Origin of the sequence: Pseudomonas sp. UBA7530 (genome assembly GCF_002479365.1) — a bacterium.
In the GTDB taxonomy this organism is placed as follows: Bacteria; Pseudomonadota; Gammaproteobacteria; order Pseudomonadales; family Pseudomonadaceae; genus Aquipseudomonas.
In genome coordinates this window covers 191,800-216,500 of the sequence record NZ_DLMS01000013.1, presented here as the reverse complement: position 1 = coordinate 216,500, position 24,701 = coordinate 191,800, and the positions used below count along the sequence as shown (strand labels likewise).

Here is a 24,701-nt window from a genome sequence, read left to right as displayed (position 1 = left end):
CACACCTCAATTAATGATCATCAACGATCAGTGTCATCGTGCGGCTACTGCAGTTCAAGCTGATTTTGGCCTGCACCAACGGCCACCTCTTTTCCCTCGGCAATTCCGTCACCTACTCGGCACAACATACGCTCCAGGCGGTTCAGGCGGGAGTTCAGCGTGCCGGACATAAGCGCGGCCTGGTGGCCGATCTCGATCGATGCCGAATGCAGCGCCACGCCCGCCTGCAGATTGGCCAGCATGCGGTCCTCCCGCGGCGTCAGCGTGAGAACCTGATCGCCGATATCGATCTTCACTGTGCCATCCGGCAGGATCGTCTTGCTGATGTGGCGCGCTGGAGGGTGCTGCTCAACCGGCACATATACGCCGCGCTGCACGCGCGCAGCCTGGCCCTCACTGACCAGATGCTTGAGGCGATCGTCGACCACGCCCTCTTTTAGGCCGGTAAGCGCTGCTATAGCCTCTCGCGTAGCGATCTGCTCCTGTGCATGCAGATCCTGCAGAGCCTCAAGCACGATATTTGTCGAAGACACACGCTTCATGTTCTTCTCCCCATGATCAACGAATCAGCCCTGCATCACGCAGGATCTTGTACTGCTCGGCCAGCCAGGCCTGGAATACTGGGTCTTTCACTGCTCGCCGCCCTTGGCCAGTTCCTTCTCGCGCTCGGCTGCCAGGATCTTCTCGACGGCATCACGCCAGCCTGGCCCGTGCTCGAAGTAGGCTTTCAAAAGCCAGTGGATCACCGCTGCCTGCTCTTCCTCTGCCTTGCGCGCGATCTCCTGCCCCATCGCCCGCATGGCGTTGGCCAGGCTGTAGCACCAGAAGTTCGGGCGACCGAGGATGTAGCGCAGATCATCGTCGAGCACTGGCATCGGGTCGTGCGCATGTGCCAACGCGATTTGCTCGCGCTCAAGCGACGACTCAGACTGCTGGTACAGGGCGTTATAGCGCTCGCGCATATCGTCATGCGTGATCATCTTGCTGTCTGGCTGGCCGTCAGCATTGATGAAGTCGAAACGGATTAGATCAGGTCGCACTTTCGGCGCCGTGGTGGCGGTGAGCGCGGCTTCAGCCTCGGTGCACAATCCCAGTACATACTCCACCCACTCCCTGCGCTGCCAGAAGCACGGTTCGTCATCGCCTTTGATCATGATGGCGTGGCGAGGCGTGCAGTTGATGGATCGAACTGCTCTGATCAGGCCAGACAGCAATCCCCGCACCGCCTCAAGATCTGCAACTACCGCCTTTACACGTGATGGAATGTCGGCATGGGAGTACCGAGTTAGAGCAGGTTCAGGACCGCGCACAGCGATTGCCGTCTGGCTGAGAAGGTCAGACTGGCGATTGCGCAGGGTGTCCAACTCTTCTATTTCTGCGCGCAGCGCCTCGATCCTTTGCTGCATGTAAACCGGGCATGTGTCGGCGTGGCGGTCGGGGTTCCAGGCGCAGTTGCATTCAACTTGATCAGTCATTTCAGTTCTCCATGGGTGATGCGCTCTGCGCTGTTTGCCCACTCGCTGCCGAAGACCTCCATAGGGCCGAAGCACGGCGGTTCGGTTTTGCTCTTGAAGCCGGCCAGCCAGTAGTAACCACTGTGCTGGGTGGCGCCGCAGTGGTCGCACTGCATCCAGGCGCCGAAACCGGTGGCGCTCTGGCGCCGGTAGTTGTGAAGCCTTTGCCCGGTCACTGCGACTCTCCTGCCGGACTTGGAAGCGTCACGCTGGTTGCGTCGCCGCCAGGTGTCGGGAAAGTGGATCCGGTACACCATTTCCAGCCATGAACAGTCTTCAACCAGTGTCCACCCATGACGGCGTGGGCTTTGGTTCCGATCGGGTACTCGCTCCAGGGGCGGTCTATGTTTTGCCGTACTTCGCGCTTCATAAATTCGGCCATGTCGCCCATCTGCTGGACGATGGCGCTCTCTTCGGCCTCATGCGTGGCCATGATCGTGTCCTTCCACTTGAGGCAGCGCTTGCAGTCGACGCGGCTCCAGTCGCTGGACAGGTCGCTTGCATCGCCAATCCAAACTCCGCACGGCGCCTGCTCTGGGCCGTCGTCATCCGGGTACCGGGAAAAGTGCGTGCTCACGGCCGACACCCCGCGCTGTATGCGAACTCTGCGCACGTTTCCGAAAGCGGCTGCAGGCAGCCTCTGCAGCGGAAGATGCTGTATCCGCTTTCCCCGGGATACACGGCCTGCTTTCCATCCTTGCGATAGTTGGGATCTGCATCGGCTCCAGTGCGCACTTCAACGGCCTTGCCGCATGAGCACGCTGTTTGAATTACGGCCATGCCTATGCCTCCTGTTGCTTCTTCAGGTCGCGCAGCAGCGCCCGGTACTTCGCCTTGATCTGCTGCAGGTCTTCGATGGTGTACTTCTTGGGTTCGTGGGGGCCTTCCAGCCAGGCCACTGCGTCGGCGCCGATCTTCTTGACCAGCCGAATGCGGTACTCGACGATGTTTCCGGAGCGCTCCAAGTTGCAGTTCTTGTTGCACTGTCGGTGCACGTTCAGAGGCTCGAAGCGCAGCTCAGGGCAAGCGCCGACGGTGCGGTAATGCCCGGCGCAGTACTGAACATCGGCCGTGGTTCCACACGATATGCAGGGCTGACCAGCATCACGCTGGCGTATCCAGGCATTGAAGGCGTCCTGGGCTTCCTGCATGTATTCCGAGCGGCGCTTTACCTTCTGCTTCCGCACCTTGATCTCGCGCCGCTCCCGCTGATCAATGGCCATGCGCGCCTTCTTCTGGTTGGCAGGCTGATCAGCGATCGCCAGGCCGCACTGCCAGCAGCAGACCTTCTGGCCGATCTTGGGCGTGAACTTCACGTCGCAGGCTGGGTTGGCGCACTTGCGCTGGCGGTGCTTGCGCTCGGCAATGCCGCTGGCCTTGGCCTTCAGCGGCGTCTTGCGCTTCAGTTCGGTGCGCTTCACGCTGGCACCTCGCTGGACTTCTCGCGCTCAGGGGCGAAGTTGCCGCGCAAGGGCATCAGATGCCGCTCTTCCTTGATGCCAGTGGTGGTACCGTTGCGAACGTGCCAGCCGCCACCTGGCGATGCCGGATCGAGTCCGTATGTGACGCCACGAACCACGGCATAGACCTGACCAGGCTGAACCCACTTGATAATCTCCACCTCGCAGCCAAGTAGGACCTTGCCGCCAACGACCAGAGCCATATCGCCCGATTTAAACTGGCTCACTGCTCACGCTCCCCAGGCATCAGCCCGACCATCTGCTCGATCGCTTCTTCGGTGAGGCCTGGCCAGTAGTTGGCGATCAGGTGCTGGCAGATACCCCGCCAAAATTCCTTGAAGCGCTCTTCGGTCATGTAGTCGAAGGCGATCGACTCCGGTACCAGGCGCGTTACCCGGCCCAGGTCGGGAATGTCGAACGCCTCATAGGTGCAGCACACGCCGGCATCGAGCTGCAGCTTCTTTATGGTGGTGTGGGCGTCGAGGCCCTGGAACTTGTCGATCTGCTCGGCCACCACCCGGCCGAGGGCGTGCACCAGCCTATGAAATTTCACATTCCTGGCTTGCTTGATCTCGCAGCGCACCTGATCGTTGATGCGATACTCACGCTCTTTGCACAGGAAGCGGTCGATGCTGCTGTCGGCCACCAAGGCCTTGATCACCTCACCGGTTTCCTGATCGACCACTGCGCGCCAGCGCATGTAGATCGGGCGCTGGGCACGCTGGCGGCGCTTATTCTTGGCCTCTGGTGTCTCGGCCTTCGGTGTTGTCGCTGTCGCTGCCTTAGCCATTGGCGCCACCCTCGGCCATTGCCGTGTCGATGGAGCGGTCCACGTCCGACTGTCGGAAGCGCACGCCAGTCATCCAGATCGGAGTGCTCAGGTAGAACGGATGTGCGTTTTCGCTCTTGTCGCGCAGCCACAGATACCGCGCTGAGTTCGCACGCAGCCGGCCATTCTCTTCCAGCAGCGACAGGATCTCCTGCGGCTCAGTCAGGCGCCGGTACTCTTCGATCTGCGCCGGCAACAATGCGGCCTGTTCGGCAGTGAAATCCTCGCCGTGCGCATCGCGGAGCATGATCAACGCCAGTTCGCGCAGGCGCTGTTGCTTGTCTGCGTTCACTGGGCCACCTCCTGCACCAAGGCGATGATGCTGGCCACGCCTTGAGCGAAGCTTGCCGGTTTGCTTTGCATGCACTGGCGAAGCCGGTCGGCCAGTTGCGACCGACCACCCTGCAGCTCGAGCAGCAGGCGACCATCACGGACGATATCAAGCGCGTGCTTGCGGCCTTCCAACCAGCCGACGCGGTCGAAGTGACCCGCCAAGGCGGCCGGTACCGGCGCAGGTGCTGCAGGTGCTGCAGGTGCTGCAGGTGCGACAGGCAGCACTTCGGCGGTAGGCACCCGCTTCGCACCGCCGGCCATGGCCCGGGCAAGGGCCTGCTGGGCAATCAGGTTCAACGCACACCTCCCCGGCCGATCACGGCCAAACGCCCGTCGACCACCAGCACCCGGCGCTGGCCACGGATCAGAATCAGTTGGTCACCCTCACGCGCCACGCAGTAGTTGCGGGAGAGCAGGAAATCGACGGACTCCCGCAGATCGCTCTGCAGGCGGCGCTCAAGCTTCATGGCTGTCACCTCGGCGGATGCGGAGCTTGGCCAGCAGCTGCTGGCGGGCCTGTTCTCCGGGGAGTTTGTCCAGGCCCTGCACGCGCATGACGCGCTGCACGAACCGCTCGCCGCGGCGCTCGGCCTGTTCCGGCGTCAGCTCGCGGCCTTCGCTCTGGTCTTCGATGCCCTGGCGCGGTTGCTCCAGCGGCAGGCCGAGCGAGGCGCGGCGGCGCAGCTGGTAGTACGCATGGTCAAAACGCTTGCGCAGGGTTTCTTCAGGGATGCTGCTGCAGCGCAGGTTGAACCAGCCGACAGCGCTGCCGGCCAGGCGCACAGCCTCATGGCTCCAGTTGTGCCGGCCAGGGTTCGAGCAGTGGCGCACCACCTCGCGCCAGGCGATATCGTCGGCGGGGAAGCCCAGATCCTCAGCGGTCGGGGTGCACAGCTTCACGAACTTGCCCACGCTGGGCGCGAAGTCGGTTTCGAGCTGGCGGCACGCCTCGATGCCGTACCGCAGTTGTTCGATGGTGCTGATTCCCGAGCGCATAAACCCTTTCACCCAGGAACGCTTAGCGCGGTTTTCTGCGGCATCGTTCGGCCAGGCCTGGCGCCACGCGGGGAAAATGCTTTTCAGCTCGTCGAACAGCTTGTTGACGATCTGGGCAGTCTCCGCAGTCGGCTTACGTGCGCGAATGTCCTGCACCTGCTCAGCAGGCAGGTTGGGCAACGTTTTCAGCACTTCGGTCGCGGGTTTCATACACCGTCGTCCTCGTCGATCCAGCGTGTATCGTTCGTGTCACTCTTCGCCGCGCCACCGCCCTGGCCGCGCCGCTCCAAATCGTCTTGCGCCCTGCGCATCCAGTTGCGCCAGGTCGACGGCCAGTCGGCCATCGCCTTTCCGGTACCGGTCCAGTAGTCACAGAACCGTTCCGTCTCACGGTCAAGGTTCACAGCCGGGGCCTTCTCCTTCGCCCAAGCCAACATCTCGGGCGTCATCAGGAACGGCATCTGCAGCGGCTTCCTCGGCTTGGCGCGCACGCCTTTCGATTCAGCCTTCGCTGCTGGCTTCCTCGCCGGCTGTCCCTGTGACAGGTCACCAAGGGGGGCTAAAGGGGGTTCTATTCCCTGTCCCTCTCCCTCTCTATTCCCTGTCCCTCTCTTAGCCGTGTCCTGTGCGTGACCTGTCACCGTGACAGGTGCGTGACCGGTCACGCCGTTACCGCCCTGTTCAAGCGCCGCGAATGCCTCGCGCAGCGCCTTGGTCGTCGTGTTGTACGGCAGCACCTGACCGGCTTCGCGCAGCGCTTCGAACATCCGCGCCCGGTCTTGCCGCTCCTTTTCCTTGCGCTTGTTCTCGTTCTCCTTCGCCGCCCTGTGCTCGACTCGCTGCGCCCAGGCGTCGATCGCTTTCTCAGCGACAACCGGGTGATACAGGCGCCCGTCTGCGCACTTCACGAACCCTCGCAGCGCGCCATCGCGCACCTTTTTCCAACTCTTCAGGTCACGGCCGAACCCCGCATACGCAGCCAGGGCCTGCTCGGCATCCGGCAGAGAGCCGGCCGGTACCTGATTCCAACTCGCGCACCACAGCAGCACCGCGGCGCGGAACTCGTCACCGCTCGCCTCGATCGCCAGGTCGCTGTCACGCAGCCTGTTCACATCCAGCGGCATGAACGGCAACCCGCGCAGATCAACATCAGCTGGCACCAGCGGCGCCGGCAGATCACTGGCTGTCATCAGTACCCTCGGCAGCCAGGTAGTCGGTGACGATCTGCACTGTCGCCTGCTCGGGCGTCATGCCCTTGCTGCGCGCGTAGTGCTCAAGCCGTGTCCGCTGCGTCGCCGACATTTCGGCGATATAGCGGCTGATCTCGTCATCGACCTGTTCAGGTGTTGGTGTTGTCATGCCCATAAGGGCCTCCCGAGGGCCTTCAGGCCGCTGCACTGGTTGCTTTACGCTCTTCCTCGTCGAGCCAACGCTCGACGATCTCCCGCACCAGCACCGCACGGCGTTTCCGCTGCTTGCGGCACTGGTCCTCGATGCGATCGAGGGTTTCATCGTCGAAACGCGCCTTGATTTCGTTGTGCTTCACCGGGGGAAACATGCAGAACTCCTTACGCCACCTCTCTATCTGGCGGCTGATCCATGAACCGTTCGGGGTACAAGATCTGGAGCTCTGTCAGTTCACCGCCGAAGACCAGGCACAACTTCTCGGCCAGCCCCGGCGAAGCGGTTTGTTTGCCGCGCTCAATGCGGGAGAGATTCCCGGTATCGAGGCTGCAGTTGATTTCGTGCAAACGGTCGACGACGTGCTGCAGACGCCATCCACGCTGCTTGCGTGCTTTCCGCAAAGGGGACATGCAACACCTCCTAAGGTGGTCTCCTGAAAATATTCTGCTCTATAAGCAGATTGCACGGCAAGCAGAATCTGCGCAATGCGCTTTGTCGCAACACCGAATGCCTAGGAAAATTGGCGCATGACTATTGGCGCGACTATCAGAGCTGCACGCAAAGCGAAGAAATGGACGCTGGAGAGGCTTGCCCATGAGGCAGGCACCGACACTGGCAACCTTTCCCGCTTAGAACGGGATCTCCAAGGGGCTAACAAAGACCTGCTGGAGAGAATCCTTCACGTCCTCGGAATCTCCCTGACTGGCAGTGCGCTTCCCGATTCCAATGCCGGAGAAGCCCTTCACATAAAAGGACAGGTGCCGTTGATATCCTGGGTCCAGGCGGGATATTGGAGCGAGGTGACCGATATCTACGCGGCTGGGAACGCCGAGCGATGGCTGCCCTGCCCCGCGGCCCACGGGCCTCGCACCTTCGCCCTACAAGTTCCAGGGTCCTCGATGCACAACCCTTCGGAGCGGCACTCTTTCCACGATGGCGATATCATTTTCGTGGACCCTGGCCGTGAGGCCACCCACAATTCTCTGATCGTAGCCAAGCTGCCAGGATCACCGGAAGCCACCTTCAAGCGACTGCTGATCGAGGGTAGCCAGCGATTCCTCATGGCGTTGAACCCGTCCTGGCCAGAGCGAATTTTCGCTATCGACGGGACTGCCGAGATCTGCGGCGTCGCTATTGCTAAGTACGAAGCACTGATCTAACCACCCGCCCCGCTCCAAACAAGCCCGCCATTGAGCGGGCTTTTTTTTGCGACCTTTCGATTTTCTGCTCTTGACACAGATTTGAGTCTGCTCATAATGCAAACCATAAATCTGCTCCTTAAGCAGAATTTGCGAGGTCGAAAATGTATCTGCATCCCGAAAAGATTAACAGCGCCAACCCGCTGCCGTATCCGGGCCTTCCGGAGCGTGAAGAAATGCGCAAGCGCGGCCTCGAAGTCATGCAGCGCCAGGTTCTGAACGAACTGCAGCAGGGTGAACCGCAGCTGTGCCACGCCTTCGCGCAGTTCTGCGCTGATCGCTTCGACGAAGCCACCAGCTATGCCCTGTGCGTCTCCCGCATCGTTGGCGAGAAGGCCGAGCAAAAGCAGGCCGACAAGCTGATCACCGAGCACGTCGAGAAGTGCCGCCCGCTGTTCGTGGTCGAGGAAGTCGAGCGCCGCATCATCGGCTCGAAGTACGAAGCGCTGGGGCTGCCGCAATGATCCGCGCCAACAACTGGCGCCGGAACCTCGATCCGCGCGATCCCGACTACCTCGACCCGCTCACCGATGAAGAGCAGGCCGAGCAAGAGGATGACGAAGCCTGGCTGGCCGAGTGCCGCGAGCAGGATGCGGAGGTGGCGTATGTCTAAGGCAGCCAACTACCGCGCCCCCGCTACTGGTCAGTTCATTTCTGAAAAGACCGCGAAGCACCTCGACCTGATGTTCATGGCCGAGGACTTCAAGCGCTGGGCTCTCCAAGCATCCGCAGCCGGCCGTAAGGACGAAGCGCGCGATATGGCTCTTCGTCACAACGAACTGAAGCGTGAAGCTCAGGCGGCACTTCGTGATGCAGAGGTGGCTTATGTCTGACTGGCAGAAGACCAAGGCTCAGCTCCTGATATCGCAGGCCATCGGCAAGCTGGTGCTGGCCGCCAACCAGCCAATCCTGATTCAGGCCATGACCAAGGAATACGCCGACGGCATGAACCAGATGGCCTATGCCACCGGCCTGATCACCGATGCCGAGTTCGATGACTACCAGGCGCACATCGTCGCCATCGGCAAGCGTAACGGCCTGCTGCCAACGGCGCCGAGCAGTTCGGATAGCGCCCAAGCAAAAGCACCGGTCGACACCTCAGCCTGGACGCCCTGCAACCCGTCCTGCGACCCAGAGTTGGGCGGGTTCAAGAGTCGCCACTGCATCTGTGAGCCGGCGAAAGCTGCCCTCACCGCTCAGGAGTTGACCCATGGCTAGCCCATTCACAGGCCGCTGCTTTGCCGAGGCATTCGCCCGCGCCACTGCGGCCGGCGTGACCGATATCCGCCAGATCAAGCGAACCATCCGCCGCCGCGGCACTTGGTTCATCACCTGCGAGGTACCGGCATGAGCCGTTTCACGAAAGCAACCCTGCGCGCCGCCGCTGTGTGGCTCGCCATCTGGGCGCAGCCCTGGCAGCGGCCCTGATCAAGTACGGAGTACCGCCCGCATGACAACAACAGCCACAGCACAGGACAGCCTGATCCGCCTGCCCGAAGTGCTGAAGAGAACCGGCCTATCGCGCAGCTCGGTTTACCGACTGCTCGACGCCGGCGACTTCCCTGCCAAGCGGAAGCTGATGGGCACCGGCCGCAGCTCTCCCGTCTGTTTCTCGGCAAACGAGGTGCAGGCCTGGATCGATCAACGCAAGAACCCCGCCAACGACGGCGAAGAACAGTAGGAGGCAGACCATGGCAACCAACCAGAACATGGCCCTGTGGGATTCGGTTCAGGCCACCGACAAGGCCTACACCAAGACCGCCGAGCTCGATGGCCGCCTGGTCACCAGCATCAACGGCACCTATGTCGCACGCCGCCTGACCGAGACCTTCGGCCCCATCGGCAAAGGCTGGGGCTACGACATTCTCGAAGATCGCTTCGATAACGGCGCTCCCATCTGGGCCGGTACTGGCGATGACCGCCGCGTGATCGCCCATGAAGTGATGCACACCACCAAGCTCAAGGCCTGGTACCTGCGCGGCGGCAAGAAACATTACATCACCCACTACGGGCACACCCCGTTCGTGCGCAGCAGCAAATACGGCGCCTACACCGACTTCGACGCCCCGAAAAAGAGTGTCACCGACGCGATCAAGAAAGCGTTCTCCCTGGCCGGCGTCTGCGCCGACGTGCACCTCGGCATGTTCGATGACCCGAACTACCTCTACGCGCTTGAGCTGAAACAGCGCTTTGAAGTGGCTGGCGAGGACAACGCTACCGAGGTCATCAAGGAAGTTCGTGGCGAATTCCGCGAATGGCTCGACCGCCAAATCACTGCAATCGTCCGCTCCCCCAACGAACGCGCCCTGGACCTGCTCGCAAAGAACCTTCTCGAGCAGGCCCGGGAGAAAGCCAAGGTCGTGAAGTACGACCCCGCCGAAGTCGAGCGCCACATCAACGAAGCCGTCGAGCAACGCAAACAGTGGCTGATCGACAACCCCGCCCAACCTGCCCGACCCATCAAGTTAGCCAACGAAGAGTAAGCAGCCATGACCAGCATGAACAATGTGAACCTCGATAAAGGCACCGTCGACGTTGCCGAGTACAGCCAGACCGAAGCCGCCTTGGCGGCGCTGCGTGAGAAGTACAGCACCCTGCCGGATATCAACACCCCGGACGGCTACGAGTTCCACAAAACCGGCATCAAGGAACTCACCACCCTGCGCACCAGCCTCGAGGCTGCGCGCAAACGTGAGAAAGAGCCGCACCTGCTGGCTGGCCGCATCATCGACGACGAAGCCAAGCGCATCACCGCCGAACTGGTGAAACTCGAAGACCCGATGAAAGCCGCCAAGAAAGAATACGACGACCGAGTCGAGCGCGAGCGCCAGGAGCGTATCGCCCGCCTGCAGGTGAAAGTCGACGCCATCAAGGCCATGCCCGGCCAGGTACGTGGCCAGTCCAGCCAGGCCATCGCCGAAATGATCGACCGTGTCGGCGAGATCGACGCCGCGCACGATTTCTACGACCTGACGAAAGAAGCGATGGCCGCCCGTCAGAGTGCACTGGATGAACTGGCACAGATGCTCATTGACCGCCAGGCCTTCGAAGCGGCCGAGGAAGATCGCAAAAAGGCAGAGGCAGAGAAAGCACGCCTGGAGCAGGAACTGGCCCAGCAACGCGCCGAAATGCAGCGCCAGCAGGACGAAATGCGCCGCCAGCAGGAAGATCTGCAGCGCCAACGCGAGGAACTGGAGCGCGCCCAGGCAGCCCTGCAGCCGGCTGCGCCCGCACCCGAATCGGCCAAGGCCGAAGCTACTGCCGAAGTAGTCGCCGCTAAACCAGCAGCCGCACCGGCCCAGGCCGCCAGCAAATCCAAAATCGACAACCGCCAGTGGCACGCAGTTGTTACCGACAAGTCCGCGCTGATCGCCGCCATCGCCGCCGGCTACGGCACCGAGGATCTGCTGATCGTAGATCAGGCCGCTCTCGACAGCCTGGCCAACGACAAGCGCAACGACTTGGAACTGCCAGGCGTTGTCGCCCAGCCGGTACCAACCACCAACGCCGCCTAACCCTAAACCCTGAATAACCGACCGCGCCGGCCCATCCGGCGTGGGTTGGGGTTCCTACACCCTGGAGTCACCTAAATGACCATTTTGACCAACGTCTTCGACTTCGAAACCACTGGCATTCCGGACTGGAAACAGCCCAGCGAAGCCGGCCACCAGCCCCATATTGTCGAAGTCGCCGCCCTACTCTGCGACGCCACCGGCAGCATCATCGACCGCTACCAGGCGATCGTTCGCCCCAACGGCTGGGAAATCTCGCCAGAAATGACCGCCATCCATGGCATCAGCCAAGAGCAGGCCATGGACGAGGGCATTCCGGAGATCGAAGCGCTCGAAGGCTTCCTGGCCATTCATGCCCGCGCAAGCATCCGCGCCGCCCACAACGCCACCTTCGACGACCGCATCGCCCGCTACCACGGTAAAGACCTGGCCGACTCCTTCAAGGAATCCACCACCAAGTTCTGCACCTGCTACGAATCCCGCGGCAAGGTCGACGGCATCGGCAACAAGCTCCCCACCCTGGCCGAGGCCTACAAGCACTTCACTGGCGAGGATCTGGTGGAAGCCCACCGCGCCATGCCCGATGCCCTTGCCTGCGCCCGCGTGTACTTCGCCCTGCAGGGCGTGGTCATGCCTGCTGCTGTTTGAGGCCGACGCCATGATCGATCCTCGCGCCAACAGTCCAGAACGCATTGTGCCGCCGGCTCCGCTGCCAGTTGTGAGCCGTCGCCGACTGCTCAAGATCAAGGATGCCTTTCCCATCCCCACCACCTGCAACTGCTGCAGCGGCGACCGCGTGCGCCTGGTGGAGAACTCCGAGATCTACAACGGCAAGTCGTTCGGTGATTGGCCCTACGCCTATCTGTGCATGGATTGCTTCGCCTACGTCGGCCTGCATCCCGGTACCGATCTGCCGCTGGGCACGCTGGCCAACAAGCCGCTGCGCAACGCCCGCAACAGCAGCAAGGGCGTTTTCAACCGCATCTGGCGCGAGGGCCACATGACCCGCGACGGCGCCTATGCCTGGCTAACCCGCCAGCTCGGCATCCAGGCATCCGAATGCCACTTCGGCCTGTTCGATATCGAGCGCTGCCACCGCGCCAGAACCGTTTGCGAACAGTTCATGGCCACCGCCGGCCGCCGCAAGGCCTGAACCCAGGAGATCGCCATGCACCACGAAACAACACTCAACCTGCCGACCCTGTCATCCAAGGATGCAGCTCGTCAGTGGCTCGCTGACAAGCTGGCTGAGTACCAGGCCGGGGCCGAGCAGGTAACCGAGTCGCCGATCGAGAAGCGCCCACTGGTCAGCGGCCAGTGGCGCTCTCCCGACATGACGATCATCACAGAGTCCCGCCGCCATGAGCAGGCCGCCAAGGCCCATCGCAAGGCAGGCGGTCGCCCCATCGGAACCGTCGTCGAGGACAGCCCCGCGCTGATCCGGCGCGCCCGTGCACTGGCAGGCCTTGGCATCGCCAAGTCCACCGCAGCCAAACGCCTGCAGATCGGCGTCACGCGCCTTGAGCGCATGGCCGAGAAGCACGGTTTCGAGTTCGCCACCAAATCCCCTAAAGCCGACTGAGGACACAGCCATGTGGTTCCGTAGCCTACTGATTTACCGCCTCACACAAGCCATCGACTTGGCCGCCGAAGCGCTGGAAGTCGCGCTGGGCAGCAAGCCCGCCCGCCCCTGCGAGAGCCAGGAACTGTCGACCTACGGCTTTGCCGCACCGCTCGGCAAAGGCCCCAATGCGCCCCTGGTACACGCCGTCGAAGGCATGCTGTTGATCCGCGCACGCAAGGAAGAGCGCATGTTGCCCGGCTCCGTAGTGCGCGACGCACTCAAGGAGAAGGTCGACGAGATCGAAGAGACCCAGATGCGCAAGGTCTTCAAGAAGGAGCGCGACCAGCTGAAGGACGAGATCGTGCAGGCCTTCCTGCCTCGCGCCTTCACCCGTAACGCCAGCACCTACGCAGCGATCGACCCGGTCGCCGGCCTGATCTATGTCGATGCCACGTCGCCGAAGCGCGCCGAGGATCTGCTGTCGACCCTGCGCGAATGCATCGGCTCCCTGCCGATTCGCCCGGTGTCCGTGAAGATCGCCCCCAGCGCCACCCTGACCGACTGGCTCAAGCAGCAGAGCGCGGCCGAAGGCTTCTTCGTGCTCGACGAGTGCGACCTGCGCGACACCCACGAAGACGGCGGCAGCATCGCCGCCAAGCATCAGGACCTGACCAGCGAAGAGATCCAGTTGCACCTGTCCACCGGCAAGCAGGCCACCAAGCTCTCTCTGGCCTGGCAGGACAAGCTGTCGTTTGTCCTCGACGACAAGCTGCAGATCAAGCGCCTGCGCTTCGAAGACCTGCTGACCGACCAGGCCGAGCAGGACGGCGGCGATGACGCCCTCTCCCAGCAGTCCGCCAGCTTCTTCCTGATGATGCGCACCTTCCGCGAGTTCGTGCCCGAACTGCTCACCGCCCTGGGCGGCGAAGAAACCCCGCAAGGCCTGGGCGAAGACCAAGACCCTGGCTTCGAATCTCGCCTTGAGGCACGCGCCACTTCGAACAACCAGGCTCGCCAGGTGGATATCGAAGAAGCGATCGCCCAAAGCCAGGCGAACGATCAAATCGACGGCAGTGAAGACGATCCCCTGTACAGCGATGCAGTGGCATTCGTTCGCGAAAGCCAGCGAGCCAGCATTTCCGCCGTGCAGCGCAAGCTGAAGATCGGCTACAACCGCGCCACCCGCCTTATCGAAGCCATGGAAGTGGCCGGCATCGTCAGCGCCATGAACAGCAACGGTTCGCGCGAGGTTATCCGCCATGGGTAACTACCTCGCTCGCGTGAACCCGCTGTACTTCGCTGCCCTGCATCGCACTGCAGGCGATGGTGACGTTCGCTATTGGCTCAACTCCGTGCACATCGAGCGCCACCAGAGCGAAGGCGTGATTCTGGTTGCCACCAACGGTCACGTAATGGCGGCCATGCATGATCCTGAAGGCTGGCTGCATCCTGACCGCGCCACCCTGACAGTTCAGCGAACCAACAAGCGCGTCCTGTCGGCAATATCCAAGCGGCCAAGCAAGGGCGGACTCAGCCCCAAAAGCCTATGGATTGGTGAAAGCTGCCTGGTGCTGAGCGCCAATGAGGACGCCAGCGAAGAGCCGGAGCCTTTTGGCCCTCTGAGCCTGGTAGCCGAACGAAGCGCATTGTTCGTTGACCATGACCCTTTGAACTGGCGGCGCCCGATCCCGAAAGGCGAAGACACCGCCGCACCCTGGCTGAACCCGCAGTATCTCGCGCTTTTCAGCGATATCGCACAGGTGCTGTTCCCTTCCAAGTACTGCCCTGGCGGCGGTATGCGCCTGATCGCCAGCGGCGAGAAGGGCGCTGTGCTCATTCGCCTGGCCGCTCCAGATCTTGTGGAAAGGTTCCTCGGCGTGATCATGCCCATGCGAAACGACCCAGTGAAATCGCCGCACCCCGAGTTCATGAAACTGGACGAAGGGGTGTCGCCATGAGCCTGACCAGCGAAGCCAAGACCTTTCACGTCTGCGTTGCCGTCAGCTACGTGATCGCCCGGGCGCGCCGACCGCGCGCCCTGGATGACCTGCTGAGCGAGCGCGGTACCGGTCGCCCGATCCCTGGTGAAGAGGCACTGGCCATCGCCCGTGATTGCGCAGAACGCGGCTTCACCATGATCCCGAGCTGCGACCACCACGGCGAGCATGGCCAGTGCCTTGGCCATCCTGTGGAGGCCTCGGTATGACTGCTCAAGCAAACATTACCGACGGCGAGCTCGTCGATACCAGCGCTTTCTTCGCCCCCATGTCCGCCGACCTTGTCGACAGCCTGATCGGCGAGTACGGCCAGATGCGCCAACGGATTGAACGCCTGGCCGGTGCAGTGCGGGCCGAGAATGCCGGCACGGTCTTGCACTACTTCATCGAGGGCAATGTGCAGGATCAGCGCTACAGCATGCCTACCACGGTCGATGCATTGTTCCGTGTTGAGGGCGCCATCGCCCAACTCAACGCCGACTTCTGGAACCGCGCCCTACGCCTGACTGACGTGATGGACTACATGCCCCAAGCACGTCGCGACGAGTGGCACGACCAGATCCGCAACCCAGAGGGTCGCAAGGCGAGCCGTCACACTGGCGAGAAGGACATGCCAGCTCTTCCCGAGTTCGAGGAAGCCACAGTGCGCTCGACCCTCGCTGGCCTGCTGCACAATCGTTCTCAGTTCCTGGCCGAGCGTGTCGACGGCATCTTCCGCGCACTGAGCCGTGCCCATGTGACGAACCAGCCCCAAGGCTTTGGTAAGCGCATGATCATCGCCAACGTGCACGGTTACCAGACTGCCGGTCACATCAACGACCTGCGCTGTGTGATCGCCAAGTTCATGGGCCGCGACGAGCCGAAGCATGGCGCGACCGACCCGGTGATCAAGGCAGGTGGCCGCCAGAATGGTGAGTGGATGCCCGTCGACGGCGGTGCGCTGCGCATCCGCGTCTATGGCGGCGTCGGTACCGCGCACCTTGAGGTGCACCCAGACATGGCCTGGCGCCTGAACGCCATTCTTGCCAGCCTGTACCCGCTCGCCATTCCTGCCGAGTTCCGCACCAAACCGAAGCGCCAGAAGAAGATCAAGGACTTCGACCTGTTCGATAGGCCGTTGCCGTTCGCAGTAGTGCAGTTGCTGGCGGAAATGCGCGAGGTACGCGAGCGTATCGAGCCGGCATGGCCGGAGCGCTACCGCGCCGTTCCGAACGCACGCGAGTTCGGCTATGGCGAGAAGGATAAAGCAGCCTTGGCCGAGGCCGAGAAGGTGCTGATGGCCATCGGCGCCGTGAAGGACGGAAGGCATTGGCAGTTCGACTACGACCCGACCGAGGTGCTGGATCTGGTGGTTTGCTCTGGCTGTATCCCCGACCAGAAGTCGCACCAGTTCTACCCCACCCCGCAAGCAGTAGCCGAGTTCGCCGTCAGCGTCGCCGAGATCGACGACCACCATGGAGTGCTGGAGCCGAGCGCCGGGATCGGCGGCCTGGCCGACTACCTGCCCAAACTGCAGACCACTTGCGTGGAAATCAGCCCGCTGCACTGCCAGGTGCTGGAGGCCAAGGGCTTCAAGGTCGTAGAGGCGGATTTCCTCAAGTGGGCGCCGGGCCAGCCTGCGGCAGACCGCATCGTCATGAACCCACCGTACAGCGAGGGGCGCTGGCAGGCACACCTGCAGGTCGCCGCCGACATGCTCAAGCCGGACGGCCGCCTGGTCGCCATCCTCCCCGCCAGCGCCAAGGGCAAAGACCTGCTGCCGGGCTGGAGCATGGAGTGGGCGCGCACCTTCGACAACGAGTTCGCCGGTACCAGCGTTTCCGTAGTGGTGCTGATCGCCCAACGCGCCAGCGCAAAGGACCAACTCGACATATTCAATGACGCCCTGCTCGATGCCGAGCAGCAGGAAGGTGCGGAATGACGGGGATGAACATCTACCGCCACGCCTTCGTTGCTGAGTGCCCATCCGATAGCGATCAGATCGTTTACAGCCTGGAGATTCGCTCGCAGTCGATGATCCGCGTGGAGCACATCCGCACTGCAACAGCGCTGATCAAGCGCGGCTACCACGAAGCGATTGCCGATCAGTTGTATGAACGGTTCGGCGGCGAACAGCGCATCACCGCCACGCACCAGGGCGTCGAGATCGAGACTCTGAGGGGGCCAGTGTGATGATCCATTATCACGGCACCCCGTGTAGCGGCCCGCGGGCAGAGGCCTATGCGTTCCTGGCCGCGCGCCACGCTCTTGTGTCCTTCGAGACCCCTGATGAGATAGCAAACGTAGCCGACGTTTGTCAGTCGTTCATCCTCGACAACGGCGCGTTCAGCCGCTGGAAGGACGGCCAACCCCTTGATGTTGACGGTTATATCCATTGGGTCGCCGAGTGGTTCAGGCACCCAGGATTCGACTGGGCTCTCATCCCGGACGTAATCGATGGCGACGAGGAAGCAAACGACCTGATGCTTGAGTGCTGGCCCGAGCATCTGCCTGGCGTGCCGGTTTGGCACATGCACGAGTCGCTCGATCGCCTGCAGCGCCTAGCAAAAAACTGGCGTGTGGTCGCGCTCGGCAGTTCAGGGCAGTGGGCAACGCCGGGCACGACGCCCTGGTGGCGACGAATCAGCGACGCCCTGGACGCAATCTGTGACGAGAAGGGACGCCCAATCTGCAAGCTCCACGGGCTACGCATGCTTGATCCGCGGATCTTCTGCGACCTGCCATTGGCAAGCGCTGACTCCACTAATGCCGCAGTGAACGCCGGTTCCGTTGGCCGTTTCGGCATGTATCCAGCACCAACTGCCGCGGCTCGCGCCGCTGTAATCGCAGACCGCATCGAATACCACAACTCAGCGCCAGTCTGGCAGCGCAGCGGCCAGGCCGAGCTCGCCCTTTAAGGAATCGTCGAATGATCCAGCAAACCCTGCACCACTTTCATTTCTGCTGCGGCCTGGGCGGCGGCGCCAAGGGCTTCAACCGCGCCCGCCCGGTAGTCGGCAACGTACAGGCGCGCTGGGAGTGCCTGGGCGGCATCGACGTTGACCCGGCAGGCCTGCGCGACTTCGAGAAGCTGGCCGGCGTGCCTGGCACGCTGATGGATCTGTTCACCCGCGACCAGTACACCCGCTTTCATGGTGCTGAGCCACCTGCAGGTTGGCGCGAGGCCTCGGCCGACGACGTACGCCGCGCTGCGCAGAACAAGCGCCCCGACGCGGTGTTCATCAGCAGCCCGTGCAAGGGCGCCAGCGGCCTGCTCTCCGAGAAAATGAGCCAGACCCCAAAGTACCAGGCGCTGAACGAACTGACCCTGCGCTGCATCTGGCTGATGGGCGAGGCCTGGAAGAATGACCCGGTGCCGCTCATCGTCTTCGAGAACGTGCCGCGCCTGGCCACCCGCGGCCGGCACCTGCTGGACCAGATCAACAGCCTGCTGAGCCACTTCGGCTACGCGGTCGCCGAAACCACCCACGACTGTGGCGAGCTCGGCGGCCTGGCCCAATCGCGTAAGCGCTTCCTGCTGGTAGCGCGCCACGTCGAGAAGGTTCCACCCTTCCTGTACGAGCCGGAGAAGAAGAGCCTGCGCGCCGTCGGCGATATCCTCGGCCGCATGCCGTTGCCAGGTGATATCGAGGCAGCGGGCCCGATGCACCGCGTACCGTCGCTGCAGTGGCAGACCTGGGTACGCCTTGCCCTGGTGCGCGCCGGCAGCGACTGGCGCAGCCTCAATGAACTGGCGATCGAGGATGGTCGCCTTCGTGATCTGATCATCGTGCCGGAATACCGCAGCGGGTACCTGGGTGTGCACGGCTGGGACGATACCAGCGGCACCATCGCCGGTCGCAGCAGCCCCACCAATGGCGCCTTCTCGGTCGCCGATCCCAGGTACCGCCAGGCGGCCAACTGGAATCACGGCCAGCAGTTCGGCGTCATCCGCTGGGACGAGTCGTCGCCGACCATCCCCGGGCAGACCATGCCAGGCCAGGGCACCTTCAGCGTTGCCGATCCGCGCCCTAACTGGAACCGTCACAGCGGCAACTACCGAGTAGTTCCGTTCGACCAGCCGGCCGGCACCATCATCGCCGGCGGCAAGGGCGTGCAAGGCGGCCAGCAGTCCGTGGCCGATCCCCGCATCCTGCACCGCGGTAAGGGCGACAACTACCTCACCGGCGGGCATTACGGCGTTATCCCATTCGACCAGAGCTGCGGCGCGATCGCCGCCAGCTCGCGCTACGACAGCGGCCGCTTCAGCGTCGCAGATCCGCGCATCCCGGCAGCCAATGACCGCCTGACCTGCATCATCCGCAGCATCGACGGCACCTGGCACCGCCCGTTCACCACGCTGGAGAAGGCAGCGCTGCAGAGCCTGGTCGACCCGGAAGAGCAACTGATTCTGGACGGCCTGAGCGACAAGGACTGGAGCGAGCGCATCGGCAACGCCGTGCCGCCGGCAGCAGCCGAGGCCATCGCCAACGTCATGGGCACCACCCTGTTGCTGGCCGCCCAAGGCGAGACCTTCATGCTCAGCAACATGCCTGTATGGGTGCGCCCGGTAGCGGTCGGGCTGAGCGTCGCCGAGGTGCCGCAAGCATGAAACGCCGCAAGCCCAACAACCCGCGCGCCCGGCTCGAGCGATCCTGCCGCGCCATCTTGAGCAGCAACCACGTTGCAGTGGTATGCATCAGCCCGAGCGGCTGGCAGGGCATGGTCAACTGGAAGTTGGCCAAGCGCATACCGCCCGGGCGCCAGGTGGCCAACGCTCTCTGCGATATCCCGCATCGCTGGACGATCTACGTCGCCGGCCTTTGCGTGGATTGGTCTGGCAATCGGTACATGAAGAGCATCGAGGCCATGCCCGATGGCAACTATCTGGCCGCACACCTGACTGACGTGATCGAAACGTGCGTGCTTGACCAGCGCGCCACCTGCAATCCGCGCCACCTGATCGGGTCGGGATGGATCGCCATCCCCGCCCAGGTATCACTCACCGAAGAACAGGCCTACCGGATATTCGATCTGGTCGGCGCCTGGAATCAGGTTCAGCAGGTGAGCGCATGAACGCCCCTATCTACTGCCGCACCACCGGCCTTCGGGTCGTTGTGTGCACCTGCTTGCGCTGCAGCAACCCAAAACCTGAAACCAGCCCGGCCGGACTTCCCTGCCCGATGCCGCCGGCCAGGCCAGACAACGATTATTCCACACCCGCGAGGTGAACCATGAACAAGCAATGCGTTAACTGCCCTGGTGCGACTGATCACACCACTGCTGAATGCCCGGTAATGGTCGAAGCGATGGAGCCCATCGACCCGATCCATTCCGCAATGATGCTCGGCATGACGCCCGAGCCATGCGAGCCGATCATCGAGATCACGCGCCAGGCGCTGACCAAGCTGCTCGACGTGGTCGAGTTCGGCGACCAACTGGAGCGCGTCGAGAAAGATCGCCTGGTCGCCTTCGTGAAAGAGATACTGGCCGAGGCTCAGCCGGAACTGTGGGCCATGCACAGCGTAGGCCCCAACGAAGTGCACCCGATGATTTCCAAGGAAGAAGCCGAGAAGCAAGCGGCCAGCCTGATCGCACTCTGCAAAGAGCGCTTCCCCGAAATCCCCATCACCGTCAACGTCATCCCCTCGCCCTACTCTCCGTTCGAGCATTTCGAAATTCTGGCGGAAGAACTGACCGAGCAAGTTGCCAGCCTGCGCGAGGCGCTGGACAAGAAGAACGCCGAAGCCGCAGCACCTGCAGTTGTAAACCAGCAGGTTACTACTGCCGCCACCTGCGATCATGAATGGACTGACGACGGCCAGCACCTGCTGGTCTGCACCGCTTGCGGCGCCCAGGAAGATCACGACCCACGCTGGCGAGACATGGCCACCGCGCCGCGTGACGGCACGCTGGTTCGCCTACTCGTCGAGTTCACCGAGCACGCAACCGAGGACGCCGACCAGGCGCCAACCATCGGCGCCAACAACTTCGAAAACGACGGTGAGGATCGCTGGCAGTTCGCCGGATGGTGCTGGTCGCATGACCACTTCACCCAAGGCAAGGGCGAGCCTATCGGTTGGCTTCCAATGCTCGACGAGCCGCGCCGCATTGCGCCGGCACAGCAGGAGCAGCAGCCATGAGTTGCCGCACCTTCCTGATCTTCCTGCTGACCATCGCCACCATGGTGACCCTGACCTCTGCAGGCGCGGTTGTGTACACGGACACCATCGCACCGGGGCACCACCAGTTCGTCGGCATCCTGATCCTCCTGGGGATGCTCAGCTCTATCTGGCTCGGCTCGCTCGCCATGGGCTACAGCACGGCCATCCATGTTTTCAGCAAGAAGGAGCAACAGCCATGAGCAAGCGCACCTTTTCCGGCACCGAGGCCGATCTTTGCGCGGCATTCATCGAGCAGTTCAACGCCTTGCCCGGCTGGACATGCTACCCGGAAACAGCAGGGTTTGATGTACTGGTTGTGCACGATGACGGCCGGCAGATCGGTGTCGAGGCGAAGTTGAAACTGAACGCCAAGGTCGCCGACCAGATTCTGCCGGACGCATGGGCGATTCGCTGTGGTGCCCCTGGCCCTGATCACCGCATGGTGATCGTCGGCGATATCACCGAAGCCAGCCTTGGCATCGTGAAGATGCTCGAAGCGCTCGGCGTTGCCGTGCTCAAGCCCTACATGAATCAGCGACTCACGAAACGTGACTTCCCACGCGACTATGAGTACTTCCCTGATTTTCAGCTTGATGGCTGGATGCGCCGTGGTTTCGCCTGGCAGCCACAACTGGACGACTGGAACCCGGTCGAGCGTTGCAAGGTGCCTATTGTCGTGCCTGACGTTCCGGCCGGCGTGCCTGCCCCGCTGCGTTTCACGCCTTGGAAAGAGGCGGCGTTGAAGGTTCTGATCCAACTCCGTCGCCAAGGATTCATCACCGCCAAACAGATCACCGAACACGGTATCAGTTCAACCATCTGGACGCAGGGGCCAACCGCCTGGCTGCAGAAGGGATCAGTACCAGGGCAGTGGGTCGCAAGCGATCGACTGCCGGCGTTCGATAAGCAGCATCCAGAAGCCTACGAAAAGCTGCTGCAACTCGAACAGGAAAGTCCAGCAGTTCAGCAAGGTCTGGAACTGACTGCGGTGGGTGGCAAATGAGCACCGTGCACATCCACGCCCCTCAAGGCTTCTACATCGCCCAGGTTCGCCGCCGCTTCGAGCGCAAGTGGACGCAGGTCGGCGGCGAGTTCAAGCAGAAGCACCGCGCCCAGAGCACGGCTGCCGGCAACATGGTCGGCGACTTCGTTCGCGCCCGCGTGCTGTTCTGCGCTGAGTGGTACGACCCGGTTGTCGTTATGGAGGCCAGCAGATCATGAACCACCAACCCAAAGCCGGCCGCTGCCGCGCCTGCACCAAGCTCTGGGAGGACTGCAGCGCGCTACCCTTCGAGAAGATGCCGATCCATAGCCAGGACGGCACCGACGTGATCGTGATCTGCACCGAGTACGTCAAGGGCGCCAATGTGGTGCCCTCGAAGTCACCCGCAACTGCACCAATGCAGCGCCTGTACCTCAGCGGGCCAATGACTGGGCTCCCGGCATTCAACTATCCCGCGTTTCACGCCGAAGCCGCCCGCCTGCGCGCCCTCGGCTACCACGTCGAGAACCCTGCAGAGAACCCGCCCCAGGATAGCTGGGAGGCGTACATGGCCGTGTGCATCCCGCAGATGGCCACCTGCGACACGATTGCCCAGCTACCGGGCTGGTCGGAGTCGCGCGGCGCCCTGCGCGAACGGCAGGAGGCGGTAAACCTCAGCATGGTCATCACGCCAGCGGCGAAGATCGTCGCGCGCTGCCTGGATACGGTTGATTCCGACGATAGTCCGCAGACATAGCTGCCCGCAATGCCCAATCTAGATAGGGGTTGCATATTTGAAGATGGCTATAGGCTGGTATCTCAACGCGGGAACTGAGCATTTTTTCTGCCGGCCGTTAAAAACGGCGTTCAGCGCGTTATACCAATAGAGAGATAAGCCTAGGGAACAGTTATGGAATCGCGCGAAGGACTTCTAATCAGCATCATCGACACCGCGACCGTTGCCACCGTCGCGTTTGACCAGATCGATATGCTGGTAGCAGATCTGCTCGCTGGCGGGGACATGCGCCAGATCTGCAGCAAAATCCTCTACGCCACGGGCGATGCCCGGGGAGCTGTGCAACACGAACGCCGGCTGGCGGAAGATCAACAGCGCGAGGTTGGCTGAGCCTCTGGCTTTCCTACCGTTCGTCAGAAAAGGAGACAGGGAAAAACAAATTGGTATGCCTATTGGTATGCCGCAAAAATAGAACAACCGAAAAACGCTTATACAACAGCAGGTTGGAAGCGACGTTAGAATCCTGTCTCTCGACCAAATCAAAAACCCGCCTTAACCGGCGGGTTTTTTATTGCCTGCGATTTGTCGGCATCGGCCTTTCAGCTCAGAAAGACCACCACCTGCTCGGCATCGAATGGCCAGTTCAGCTCGCTGCCGGTATCGCAACGGCGCAGTACCGGAATACGCAAACCGTACTGCTCGACCATCCCTTCGTGCTCGGCAATGTCGATCAACTCGACCAGCAGGCCATTCTCGACGAAGGGCATCAACAACGCCTCGGCCACCTCGCAGAGGTGACATCCCAGGGTTCCGAAAAGTTGGCATTCCGGTGTCATAAGCGCACCTCACTGTCAGCAAGGTGCGCAGTTTAGCACCGGCCTGGATCAGCTCGCGTCGACATCCTTGCCGGCCTGATCGGCGAGCAGCGATTGCAAGCCGTCCAGCAGGCTGCGGTTGAGGCTGTCGGCCTTGTCCAGACGCGCCTGGTCGAAGCGATCATCGAGCGAGAAGCCGCCCTTGAGCAGATCCTTGAGCAGGCCACCGGCATCCTTGCTCAGGCCGTCGGCACTGCGCAGCGCATCGAGCAGCCCCTGGGCATATTCCTGCAGCCCACCATTGACCGCGCTGGCGCCCTGCCCGGCCACCGCACCGTAGGCATCGGTGGCCTGACGCACGCTGGTCTGGGTCAGACGCAGGGACATCGACGCCAATTGCTCGCTGTCGATATCCAGCGCCATGGCGCGGTCGAAGGCGCCAGCCAGATCACCCGCATAGAACTTGTCGGAGAGGTCCTGCACCTGACTGAAGAGTTTCTCCAGCGCCTTGACCTCGTCATCATCCAGCTCGCCCTCGACTTCCACTTGCCAGCCGCCGATGCGCATGCTTCCGGACTGGCTGCTACCGGAGACCGTCGTGGAATTGCCATCGCTGGCGGCAGCGAAGCTGCTCTGCGACCAATTGGCCGAAGCCTGCGCCACGGAAATGCGCAGACGATCGCCATCGCGTGTGGTGACGGACAGGTCGAACGTCTCGGCCACTGCGCTGAAGCGCTCGCTGTAACCCGCCAGGGCAACCTTGTCGGAAGCGGAAGAAGCCGCACTGCCGAAGCGCTTGTCGAGATCGCCAAGGCCGTCCTGAATGCGCTTGTAGGTATCGTCGATATCGCTGGCCACCTGGCCCTTGAGCGCGCCCATGCCATCGATGATCTTGCGCGCCTCGGCGAAGCCCTTCTCCACACCGTCGCGCGCCTGGGACAGCAGCTTGTCCAGCTTGGCCGGATCAGCGCCAGCGGCCGCCTCGCTCTGCAGGCGCTGCTCGATGAAGTCGATGATCCGCCCGGCTACTTTCTCCGGGGTGTAGTCATCACGTGATCCGGAGAGCGAACCCGGCGGCACGCCCAGCTTCTCGGCAAGGCGGTTGGCCAGGGTGGCCTGGGCGTCGGCAGCATTGTTGCGCGCCGCCATGGACTGGCCGGATTGCGCAGCGCGGGACGCGGCGGAATTGAGTGAGCTCAGAAGATTCATGGCTAGGT

General features: G+C 62.4%; 42 protein-coding genes and 2 pseudogenes. 27 read left to right on the top strand and 17 right to left on the bottom strand.

The annotated features are described in order from the left end of the window. Positions 1-44 precede the first annotated feature (44 nt). The 15 genes from B2U07_RS21595 to B2U07_RS23225 form a co-directional block, all read right to left on the bottom strand. A complete protein-coding gene (locus B2U07_RS21595) occupies positions 45-542 on the bottom strand; it encodes a hypothetical protein (RefSeq protein WP_296277834.1) in 498 nt (165 codons plus the stop codon). An 87-nt stretch (positions 543-629) separates the two neighbouring features. Beyond that, positions 630-1,475 (bottom strand): hypothetical protein, encoded by an 846-nt coding sequence (locus B2U07_RS21590; protein ID WP_296277832.1) that lies wholly within the window; start codon positions 1,473-1,475, stop codon positions 630-632. After that, positions 1,472-1,690: a hypothetical protein gene (locus B2U07_RS21585; protein ID WP_296277830.1), complete on the bottom strand. Its 219-nt coding sequence runs from the start codon at positions 1,688-1,690 to the stop codon at positions 1,472-1,474. Before B2U07_RS21585 ends, B2U07_RS21590 begins: the two co-directional genes overlap by 4 nt. After that, the gene (locus tag B2U07_RS21580) at positions 1,687-2,091 is read right to left on the bottom strand and encodes a hypothetical protein (RefSeq protein WP_296277829.1); all 405 of its coding nucleotides are present in this window, start codon (positions 2,089-2,091) and stop codon (positions 1,687-1,689) included. The genes B2U07_RS21585 and B2U07_RS21580 overlap by 4 nt, the downstream gene beginning before the upstream one ends. A gap of 205 nt (positions 2,092-2,296) precedes the next feature. Further along, positions 2,297-2,935, bottom strand: a complete 639-nt coding sequence (locus B2U07_RS21575; RefSeq protein ID WP_296277828.1) for a recombination protein NinG — start codon at positions 2,933-2,935, stop codon at positions 2,297-2,299. Then, a complete protein-coding gene (locus B2U07_RS21570) occupies positions 2,932-3,201 on the bottom strand; it encodes a hypothetical protein (RefSeq protein WP_296277826.1) in 270 nt (89 codons plus the stop codon). The genes B2U07_RS21575 and B2U07_RS21570 overlap by 4 nt, the downstream gene beginning before the upstream one ends. Continuing rightward, positions 3,198-3,764, bottom strand: a complete 567-nt coding sequence (locus B2U07_RS21565; RefSeq protein ID WP_296277824.1) for a hypothetical protein — start codon at positions 3,762-3,764, stop codon at positions 3,198-3,200. Before B2U07_RS21565 ends, B2U07_RS21570 begins: the two co-directional genes overlap by 4 nt. Next, complete coding sequence (locus B2U07_RS21560; RefSeq protein WP_296277823.1) at positions 3,757-4,095, bottom strand: hypothetical protein; 339 nt, start codon at positions 4,093-4,095, stop codon at positions 3,757-3,759. The genes B2U07_RS21565 and B2U07_RS21560 overlap by 8 nt, the downstream gene beginning before the upstream one ends. Beyond that, a complete protein-coding gene (locus B2U07_RS21555; protein WP_296277822.1) occupies positions 4,092-4,433 on the bottom strand; it encodes a hypothetical protein in 342 nt (113 codons plus the stop codon). Before B2U07_RS21555 ends, B2U07_RS21560 begins: the two co-directional genes overlap by 4 nt. Continuing rightward, positions 4,430-4,603 carry a hypothetical protein gene (locus tag B2U07_RS21550; protein ID WP_296277820.1) on the bottom strand — a complete coding sequence of 58 codons (174 nt, stop codon included), beginning with the start codon at positions 4,601-4,603 and terminating at the stop codon, positions 4,430-4,432. The genes B2U07_RS21555 and B2U07_RS21550 overlap by 4 nt, the downstream gene beginning before the upstream one ends. Then, positions 4,593-5,342 carry a replication protein P gene (locus B2U07_RS21545; RefSeq protein ID WP_296277818.1) on the bottom strand — a complete coding sequence of 250 codons (750 nt, stop codon included), beginning with the start codon at positions 5,340-5,342 and terminating at the stop codon, positions 4,593-4,595. Before B2U07_RS21545 ends, B2U07_RS21550 begins: the two co-directional genes overlap by 11 nt. After that, the gene (locus B2U07_RS21540) at positions 5,339-6,322 is read right to left on the bottom strand and encodes a DUF1376 domain-containing protein (RefSeq protein ID WP_296277817.1); all 984 of its coding nucleotides are present in this window, start codon (positions 6,320-6,322) and stop codon (positions 5,339-5,341) included. The genes B2U07_RS21545 and B2U07_RS21540 overlap by 4 nt, the downstream gene beginning before the upstream one ends. Continuing rightward, positions 6,309-6,491 carry a hypothetical protein gene (locus tag B2U07_RS21535; RefSeq protein WP_296277815.1) on the bottom strand — a complete coding sequence of 61 codons (183 nt, stop codon included), beginning with the start codon at positions 6,489-6,491 and terminating at the stop codon, positions 6,309-6,311. The genes B2U07_RS21540 and B2U07_RS21535 overlap by 14 nt, the downstream gene beginning before the upstream one ends. A 25-nt stretch (positions 6,492-6,516) precedes the next feature. After that, entirely contained in the window at positions 6,517-6,690 is a 174-nt protein-coding gene (locus B2U07_RS21530; RefSeq protein ID WP_158234269.1) for a hypothetical protein, read from the bottom strand. A 10-nt stretch (positions 6,691-6,700) separates the two neighbouring features. Then, positions 6,701-6,946 (bottom strand): helix-turn-helix domain-containing protein, encoded by a 246-nt coding sequence (locus tag B2U07_RS23225; RefSeq protein WP_296277810.1) that lies wholly within the window; start codon positions 6,944-6,946, stop codon positions 6,701-6,703. Between the two features lie 117 nt (positions 6,947-7,063). Here B2U07_RS23225 and B2U07_RS21520 point away from each other — a divergent pair, with 117 nt between their 5' ends. The 27 genes and pseudogenes from B2U07_RS21520 (at position 7,064) to B2U07_RS21390 (ending at position 23,059) form a co-directional block, all read left to right on the top strand. After that, positions 7,064-7,696 carry a LexA family protein gene (locus B2U07_RS21520; RefSeq protein WP_179592111.1) on the top strand — a complete coding sequence of 211 codons (633 nt, stop codon included), beginning with the start codon at positions 7,064-7,066 and terminating at the stop codon, positions 7,694-7,696. A 143-nt stretch (positions 7,697-7,839) separates the two neighbouring features. Next, entirely contained in the window at positions 7,840-8,199 is a 360-nt protein-coding gene (locus B2U07_RS21515) for a hypothetical protein (protein ID WP_296277807.1), read from the top strand. Beyond that, complete coding sequence (locus B2U07_RS21510) at positions 8,196-8,348, top strand: hypothetical protein (RefSeq protein ID WP_296277805.1); 153 nt, start codon at positions 8,196-8,198, stop codon at positions 8,346-8,348. Before B2U07_RS21515 ends, B2U07_RS21510 begins: the two co-directional genes overlap by 4 nt. Further along, positions 8,341-8,568, top strand: a complete 228-nt coding sequence (locus B2U07_RS21505) for a hypothetical protein (RefSeq protein WP_296277804.1) — start codon at positions 8,341-8,343, stop codon at positions 8,566-8,568. The genes B2U07_RS21510 and B2U07_RS21505 overlap by 8 nt, the downstream gene beginning before the upstream one ends. Next, positions 8,561-8,953: a hypothetical protein gene (locus B2U07_RS21500; RefSeq protein ID WP_296277802.1), complete on the top strand. Its 393-nt coding sequence runs from the start codon at positions 8,561-8,563 to the stop codon at positions 8,951-8,953. Before B2U07_RS21505 ends, B2U07_RS21500 begins: the two co-directional genes overlap by 8 nt. Then, entirely contained in the window at positions 8,946-9,086 is a 141-nt protein-coding gene (locus B2U07_RS21495; RefSeq protein WP_296277801.1) for a hypothetical protein, read from the top strand. The genes B2U07_RS21500 and B2U07_RS21495 overlap by 8 nt, the downstream gene beginning before the upstream one ends. A gap of 99 nt (positions 9,087-9,185) precedes the next feature. Beyond that, positions 9,186-9,416, top strand: a complete 231-nt coding sequence (locus B2U07_RS21490) for a helix-turn-helix transcriptional regulator (protein ID WP_125878804.1) — start codon at positions 9,186-9,188, stop codon at positions 9,414-9,416. Between the two features lie 10 nt (positions 9,417-9,426). After that, positions 9,427-10,218: a hypothetical protein gene (locus B2U07_RS21485; RefSeq protein ID WP_296277799.1), complete on the top strand. Its 792-nt coding sequence runs from the start codon at positions 9,427-9,429 to the stop codon at positions 10,216-10,218. Between the two features lie 6 nt (positions 10,219-10,224). Further along, a complete protein-coding gene (locus B2U07_RS21480; RefSeq protein WP_296277797.1) occupies positions 10,225-11,250 on the top strand; it encodes a hypothetical protein in 1,026 nt (341 codons plus the stop codon). 75 nt (positions 11,251-11,325) lie between these two features. Beyond that, a complete protein-coding gene (locus B2U07_RS21475) occupies positions 11,326-11,895 on the top strand; it encodes a 3'-5' exonuclease (protein ID WP_296277795.1) in 570 nt (189 codons plus the stop codon). Between the two features lie 10 nt (positions 11,896-11,905). Beyond that, the gene (locus B2U07_RS21470; protein WP_296277794.1) at positions 11,906-12,400 is read left to right on the top strand and encodes a zinc-finger-containing protein; all 495 of its coding nucleotides are present in this window, start codon (positions 11,906-11,908) and stop codon (positions 12,398-12,400) included. A gap of 15 nt (positions 12,401-12,415) precedes the next feature. Then, positions 12,416-12,829, top strand: a complete 414-nt coding sequence (locus B2U07_RS21465; protein ID WP_279533557.1) for a hypothetical protein — start codon at positions 12,416-12,418, stop codon at positions 12,827-12,829. Between the two features lie 10 nt (positions 12,830-12,839). Then, positions 12,840-13,757: pseudogene (rdgC, locus tag B2U07_RS21460) on the top strand (recombination-associated protein RdgC); the annotation flags it as partial. A 120-nt stretch (positions 13,758-13,877) separates the two neighbouring features. Beyond that, positions 13,878-14,078: pseudogene (locus B2U07_RS21455) on the top strand (DNA translocase FtsK); the annotation flags it as partial. 85 nt (positions 14,079-14,163) lie between these two features. After that, positions 14,164-14,769, top strand: a complete 606-nt coding sequence (locus B2U07_RS21450) for a hypothetical protein (protein ID WP_296277789.1) — start codon at positions 14,164-14,166, stop codon at positions 14,767-14,769. Next, entirely contained in the window at positions 14,766-15,017 is a 252-nt protein-coding gene (locus tag B2U07_RS21445; RefSeq protein ID WP_296277788.1) for a hypothetical protein, read from the top strand. The genes B2U07_RS21450 and B2U07_RS21445 overlap by 4 nt, the downstream gene beginning before the upstream one ends. Then, complete coding sequence (locus B2U07_RS21440) at positions 15,014-16,729, top strand: class I SAM-dependent methyltransferase (RefSeq protein ID WP_296277786.1); 1,716 nt, start codon at positions 15,014-15,016, stop codon at positions 16,727-16,729. The genes B2U07_RS21445 and B2U07_RS21440 overlap by 4 nt, the downstream gene beginning before the upstream one ends. Further along, the gene (locus tag B2U07_RS21435) at positions 16,726-16,980 is read left to right on the top strand and encodes a hypothetical protein (RefSeq protein WP_296277785.1); all 255 of its coding nucleotides are present in this window, start codon (positions 16,726-16,728) and stop codon (positions 16,978-16,980) included. The genes B2U07_RS21440 and B2U07_RS21435 overlap by 4 nt, the downstream gene beginning before the upstream one ends. Beyond that, positions 16,980-17,705, top strand: a complete 726-nt coding sequence (locus B2U07_RS21430) for a hypothetical protein (RefSeq protein ID WP_296277784.1) — start codon at positions 16,980-16,982, stop codon at positions 17,703-17,705. The genes B2U07_RS21435 and B2U07_RS21430 overlap by 1 nt, the downstream gene beginning before the upstream one ends. An 11-nt stretch (positions 17,706-17,716) precedes the next feature. Next, positions 17,717-19,399: a DNA cytosine methyltransferase gene (locus B2U07_RS21425; protein WP_296277782.1), complete on the top strand. Its 1,683-nt coding sequence runs from the start codon at positions 17,717-17,719 to the stop codon at positions 19,397-19,399. Continuing rightward, positions 19,396-19,863 carry a hypothetical protein gene (locus B2U07_RS21420; RefSeq protein ID WP_296277780.1) on the top strand — a complete coding sequence of 156 codons (468 nt, stop codon included), beginning with the start codon at positions 19,396-19,398 and terminating at the stop codon, positions 19,861-19,863. Before B2U07_RS21425 ends, B2U07_RS21420 begins: the two co-directional genes overlap by 4 nt. Before the next feature lie 158 nt (positions 19,864-20,021). Continuing rightward, entirely contained in the window at positions 20,022-20,930 is a 909-nt protein-coding gene (locus tag B2U07_RS21415) for a hypothetical protein (protein ID WP_296277778.1), read from the top strand. Beyond that, positions 20,927-21,151, top strand: coding sequence for a hypothetical protein (locus B2U07_RS21410; RefSeq protein ID WP_296277777.1), 225 nt, complete (start codon positions 20,927-20,929; stop codon positions 21,149-21,151). The genes B2U07_RS21415 and B2U07_RS21410 overlap by 4 nt, the downstream gene beginning before the upstream one ends. Next, a complete protein-coding gene (locus B2U07_RS21405; protein WP_296277775.1) occupies positions 21,148-21,954 on the top strand; it encodes a hypothetical protein in 807 nt (268 codons plus the stop codon). Before B2U07_RS21410 ends, B2U07_RS21405 begins: the two co-directional genes overlap by 4 nt. Then, positions 21,951-22,172: a hypothetical protein gene (locus B2U07_RS21400; RefSeq protein ID WP_296277773.1), complete on the top strand. Its 222-nt coding sequence runs from the start codon at positions 21,951-21,953 to the stop codon at positions 22,170-22,172. The genes B2U07_RS21405 and B2U07_RS21400 overlap by 4 nt, the downstream gene beginning before the upstream one ends. Beyond that, positions 22,169-22,690: a DUF4406 domain-containing protein gene (locus tag B2U07_RS21395; protein WP_296277771.1), complete on the top strand. Its 522-nt coding sequence runs from the start codon at positions 22,169-22,171 to the stop codon at positions 22,688-22,690. The genes B2U07_RS21400 and B2U07_RS21395 overlap by 4 nt, the downstream gene beginning before the upstream one ends. A gap of 153 nt (positions 22,691-22,843) precedes the next feature. After that, entirely contained in the window at positions 22,844-23,059 is a 216-nt protein-coding gene (locus B2U07_RS21390; protein WP_125878787.1) for a hypothetical protein, read from the top strand. A gap of 209 nt (positions 23,060-23,268) precedes the next feature. Here the strand turns inward: B2U07_RS21390 and B2U07_RS21385 are convergent, their stop codons facing one another. Then, positions 23,269-23,505, bottom strand: a complete 237-nt coding sequence (locus B2U07_RS21385; RefSeq protein ID WP_197856692.1) for a glutaredoxin family protein — start codon at positions 23,503-23,505, stop codon at positions 23,269-23,271. A 48-nt stretch (positions 23,506-23,553) separates the two neighbouring features. After that, positions 23,554-24,693: a DUF5610 domain-containing protein gene (locus tag B2U07_RS21380; RefSeq protein ID WP_275546186.1), complete on the bottom strand. Its 1,140-nt coding sequence runs from the start codon at positions 24,691-24,693 to the stop codon at positions 23,554-23,556. Positions 24,694-24,701 lie beyond the last annotated feature (8 nt).

Bases quoted from the DNA above. Each gene is read 5' to 3' on its own strand.
- B2U07_RS21385 (WP_197856692.1), bottom strand. From the start codon at position 23,505: ATGACACCGGAATGCCAACTTTTCGGAACCCTGGGATGTCACCTCTGC.
- B2U07_RS21590 (WP_296277832.1), bottom strand. From the start codon at position 1,475: ATGACTGATCAAGTTGAATGCAACTGCGCCTGGAACCCCGACCGCCAC.
- B2U07_RS21475 (WP_296277795.1), top strand. From the start codon at position 11,326: ATGACCATTTTGACCAACGTCTTCGACTTCGAAACCACTGGCATTCCG.
- B2U07_RS21565 (WP_296277824.1), bottom strand. From the start codon at position 3,764: ATGGCTAAGGCAGCGACAGCGACAACACCGAAGGCCGAGACACCAGAG.
- B2U07_RS21480 (WP_296277797.1), top strand. From the start codon at position 10,225: ATGACCAGCATGAACAATGTGAACCTCGATAAAGGCACCGTCGACGTT.
- B2U07_RS21485 (WP_296277799.1), top strand. From the start codon at position 9,427: ATGGCAACCAACCAGAACATGGCCCTGTGGGATTCGGTTCAGGCCACC.
- B2U07_RS21520 (WP_179592111.1), top strand. From the start codon at position 7,064: ATGACTATTGGCGCGACTATCAGAGCTGCACGCAAAGCGAAGAAATGG.
- B2U07_RS21445 (WP_296277788.1), top strand. From the start codon at position 14,766: ATGAGCCTGACCAGCGAAGCCAAGACCTTTCACGTCTGCGTTGCCGTC.
- B2U07_RS21430 (WP_296277784.1), top strand. From the start codon at position 16,980: ATGATCCATTATCACGGCACCCCGTGTAGCGGCCCGCGGGCAGAGGCC.
- B2U07_RS21390 (WP_125878787.1), top strand. From the start codon at position 22,844: ATGGAATCGCGCGAAGGACTTCTAATCAGCATCATCGACACCGCGACC.
- B2U07_RS21435 (WP_296277785.1), top strand. From the start codon at position 16,726: ATGACGGGGATGAACATCTACCGCCACGCCTTCGTTGCTGAGTGCCCA.
- B2U07_RS21420 (WP_296277780.1), top strand. From the start codon at position 19,396: ATGAAACGCCGCAAGCCCAACAACCCGCGCGCCCGGCTCGAGCGATCC.
- B2U07_RS21380 (WP_275546186.1), bottom strand. From the start codon at position 24,693: ATGAATCTTCTGAGCTCACTCAATTCCGCCGCGTCCCGCGCTGCGCAA.
- B2U07_RS21595 (WP_296277834.1), bottom strand. From the start codon at position 542: ATGAAGCGTGTGTCTTCGACAAATATCGTGCTTGAGGCTCTGCAGGAT.
- B2U07_RS21500 (WP_296277802.1), top strand. From the start codon at position 8,561: ATGTCTGACTGGCAGAAGACCAAGGCTCAGCTCCTGATATCGCAGGCC.
- B2U07_RS21465 (WP_279533557.1), top strand. From the start codon at position 12,416: ATGCACCACGAAACAACACTCAACCTGCCGACCCTGTCATCCAAGGAT.
- B2U07_RS21425 (WP_296277782.1), top strand. From the start codon at position 17,717: ATGATCCAGCAAACCCTGCACCACTTTCATTTCTGCTGCGGCCTGGGC.
- B2U07_RS21535 (WP_296277815.1), bottom strand. From the start codon at position 6,491: ATGACAACACCAACACCTGAACAGGTCGATGACGAGATCAGCCGCTAT.
- B2U07_RS21505 (WP_296277804.1), top strand. From the start codon at position 8,341: ATGTCTAAGGCAGCCAACTACCGCGCCCCCGCTACTGGTCAGTTCATT.
- B2U07_RS21405 (WP_296277775.1), top strand. From the start codon at position 21,148: ATGAGCAAGCGCACCTTTTCCGGCACCGAGGCCGATCTTTGCGCGGCA.
- B2U07_RS21530 (WP_158234269.1), bottom strand. From the start codon at position 6,690: ATGTTTCCCCCGGTGAAGCACAACGAAATCAAGGCGCGTTTCGACGAT.
- B2U07_RS21515 (WP_296277807.1), top strand. From the start codon at position 7,840: ATGTATCTGCATCCCGAAAAGATTAACAGCGCCAACCCGCTGCCGTAT.
- B2U07_RS23225 (WP_296277810.1), bottom strand. From the start codon at position 6,946: ATGTCCCCTTTGCGGAAAGCACGCAAGCAGCGTGGATGGCGTCTGCAG.
- B2U07_RS21395 (WP_296277771.1), top strand. From the start codon at position 22,169: ATGAACCACCAACCCAAAGCCGGCCGCTGCCGCGCCTGCACCAAGCTC.
- B2U07_RS21440 (WP_296277786.1), top strand. From the start codon at position 15,014: ATGACTGCTCAAGCAAACATTACCGACGGCGAGCTCGTCGATACCAGC.
- B2U07_RS21545 (WP_296277818.1), bottom strand. From the start codon at position 5,342: ATGAAACCCGCGACCGAAGTGCTGAAAACGTTGCCCAACCTGCCTGCT.
- B2U07_RS21510 (WP_296277805.1), top strand. From the start codon at position 8,196: ATGATCCGCGCCAACAACTGGCGCCGGAACCTCGATCCGCGCGATCCC.
- B2U07_RS21490 (WP_125878804.1), top strand. From the start codon at position 9,186: ATGACAACAACAGCCACAGCACAGGACAGCCTGATCCGCCTGCCCGAA.
- B2U07_RS21540 (WP_296277817.1), bottom strand. From the start codon at position 6,322: ATGACAGCCAGTGATCTGCCGGCGCCGCTGGTGCCAGCTGATGTTGAT.
- B2U07_RS21550 (WP_296277820.1), bottom strand. From the start codon at position 4,603: ATGAAGCTTGAGCGCCGCCTGCAGAGCGATCTGCGGGAGTCCGTCGAT.
- B2U07_RS21470 (WP_296277794.1), top strand. From the start codon at position 11,906: ATGATCGATCCTCGCGCCAACAGTCCAGAACGCATTGTGCCGCCGGCT.
- B2U07_RS21410 (WP_296277777.1), top strand. From the start codon at position 20,927: ATGAGTTGCCGCACCTTCCTGATCTTCCTGCTGACCATCGCCACCATG.
- B2U07_RS21495 (WP_296277801.1), top strand. From the start codon at position 8,946: ATGGCTAGCCCATTCACAGGCCGCTGCTTTGCCGAGGCATTCGCCCGC.
- B2U07_RS21400 (WP_296277773.1), top strand. From the start codon at position 21,951: ATGAGCACCGTGCACATCCACGCCCCTCAAGGCTTCTACATCGCCCAG.
- B2U07_RS21415 (WP_296277778.1), top strand. From the start codon at position 20,022: ATGAACAAGCAATGCGTTAACTGCCCTGGTGCGACTGATCACACCACT.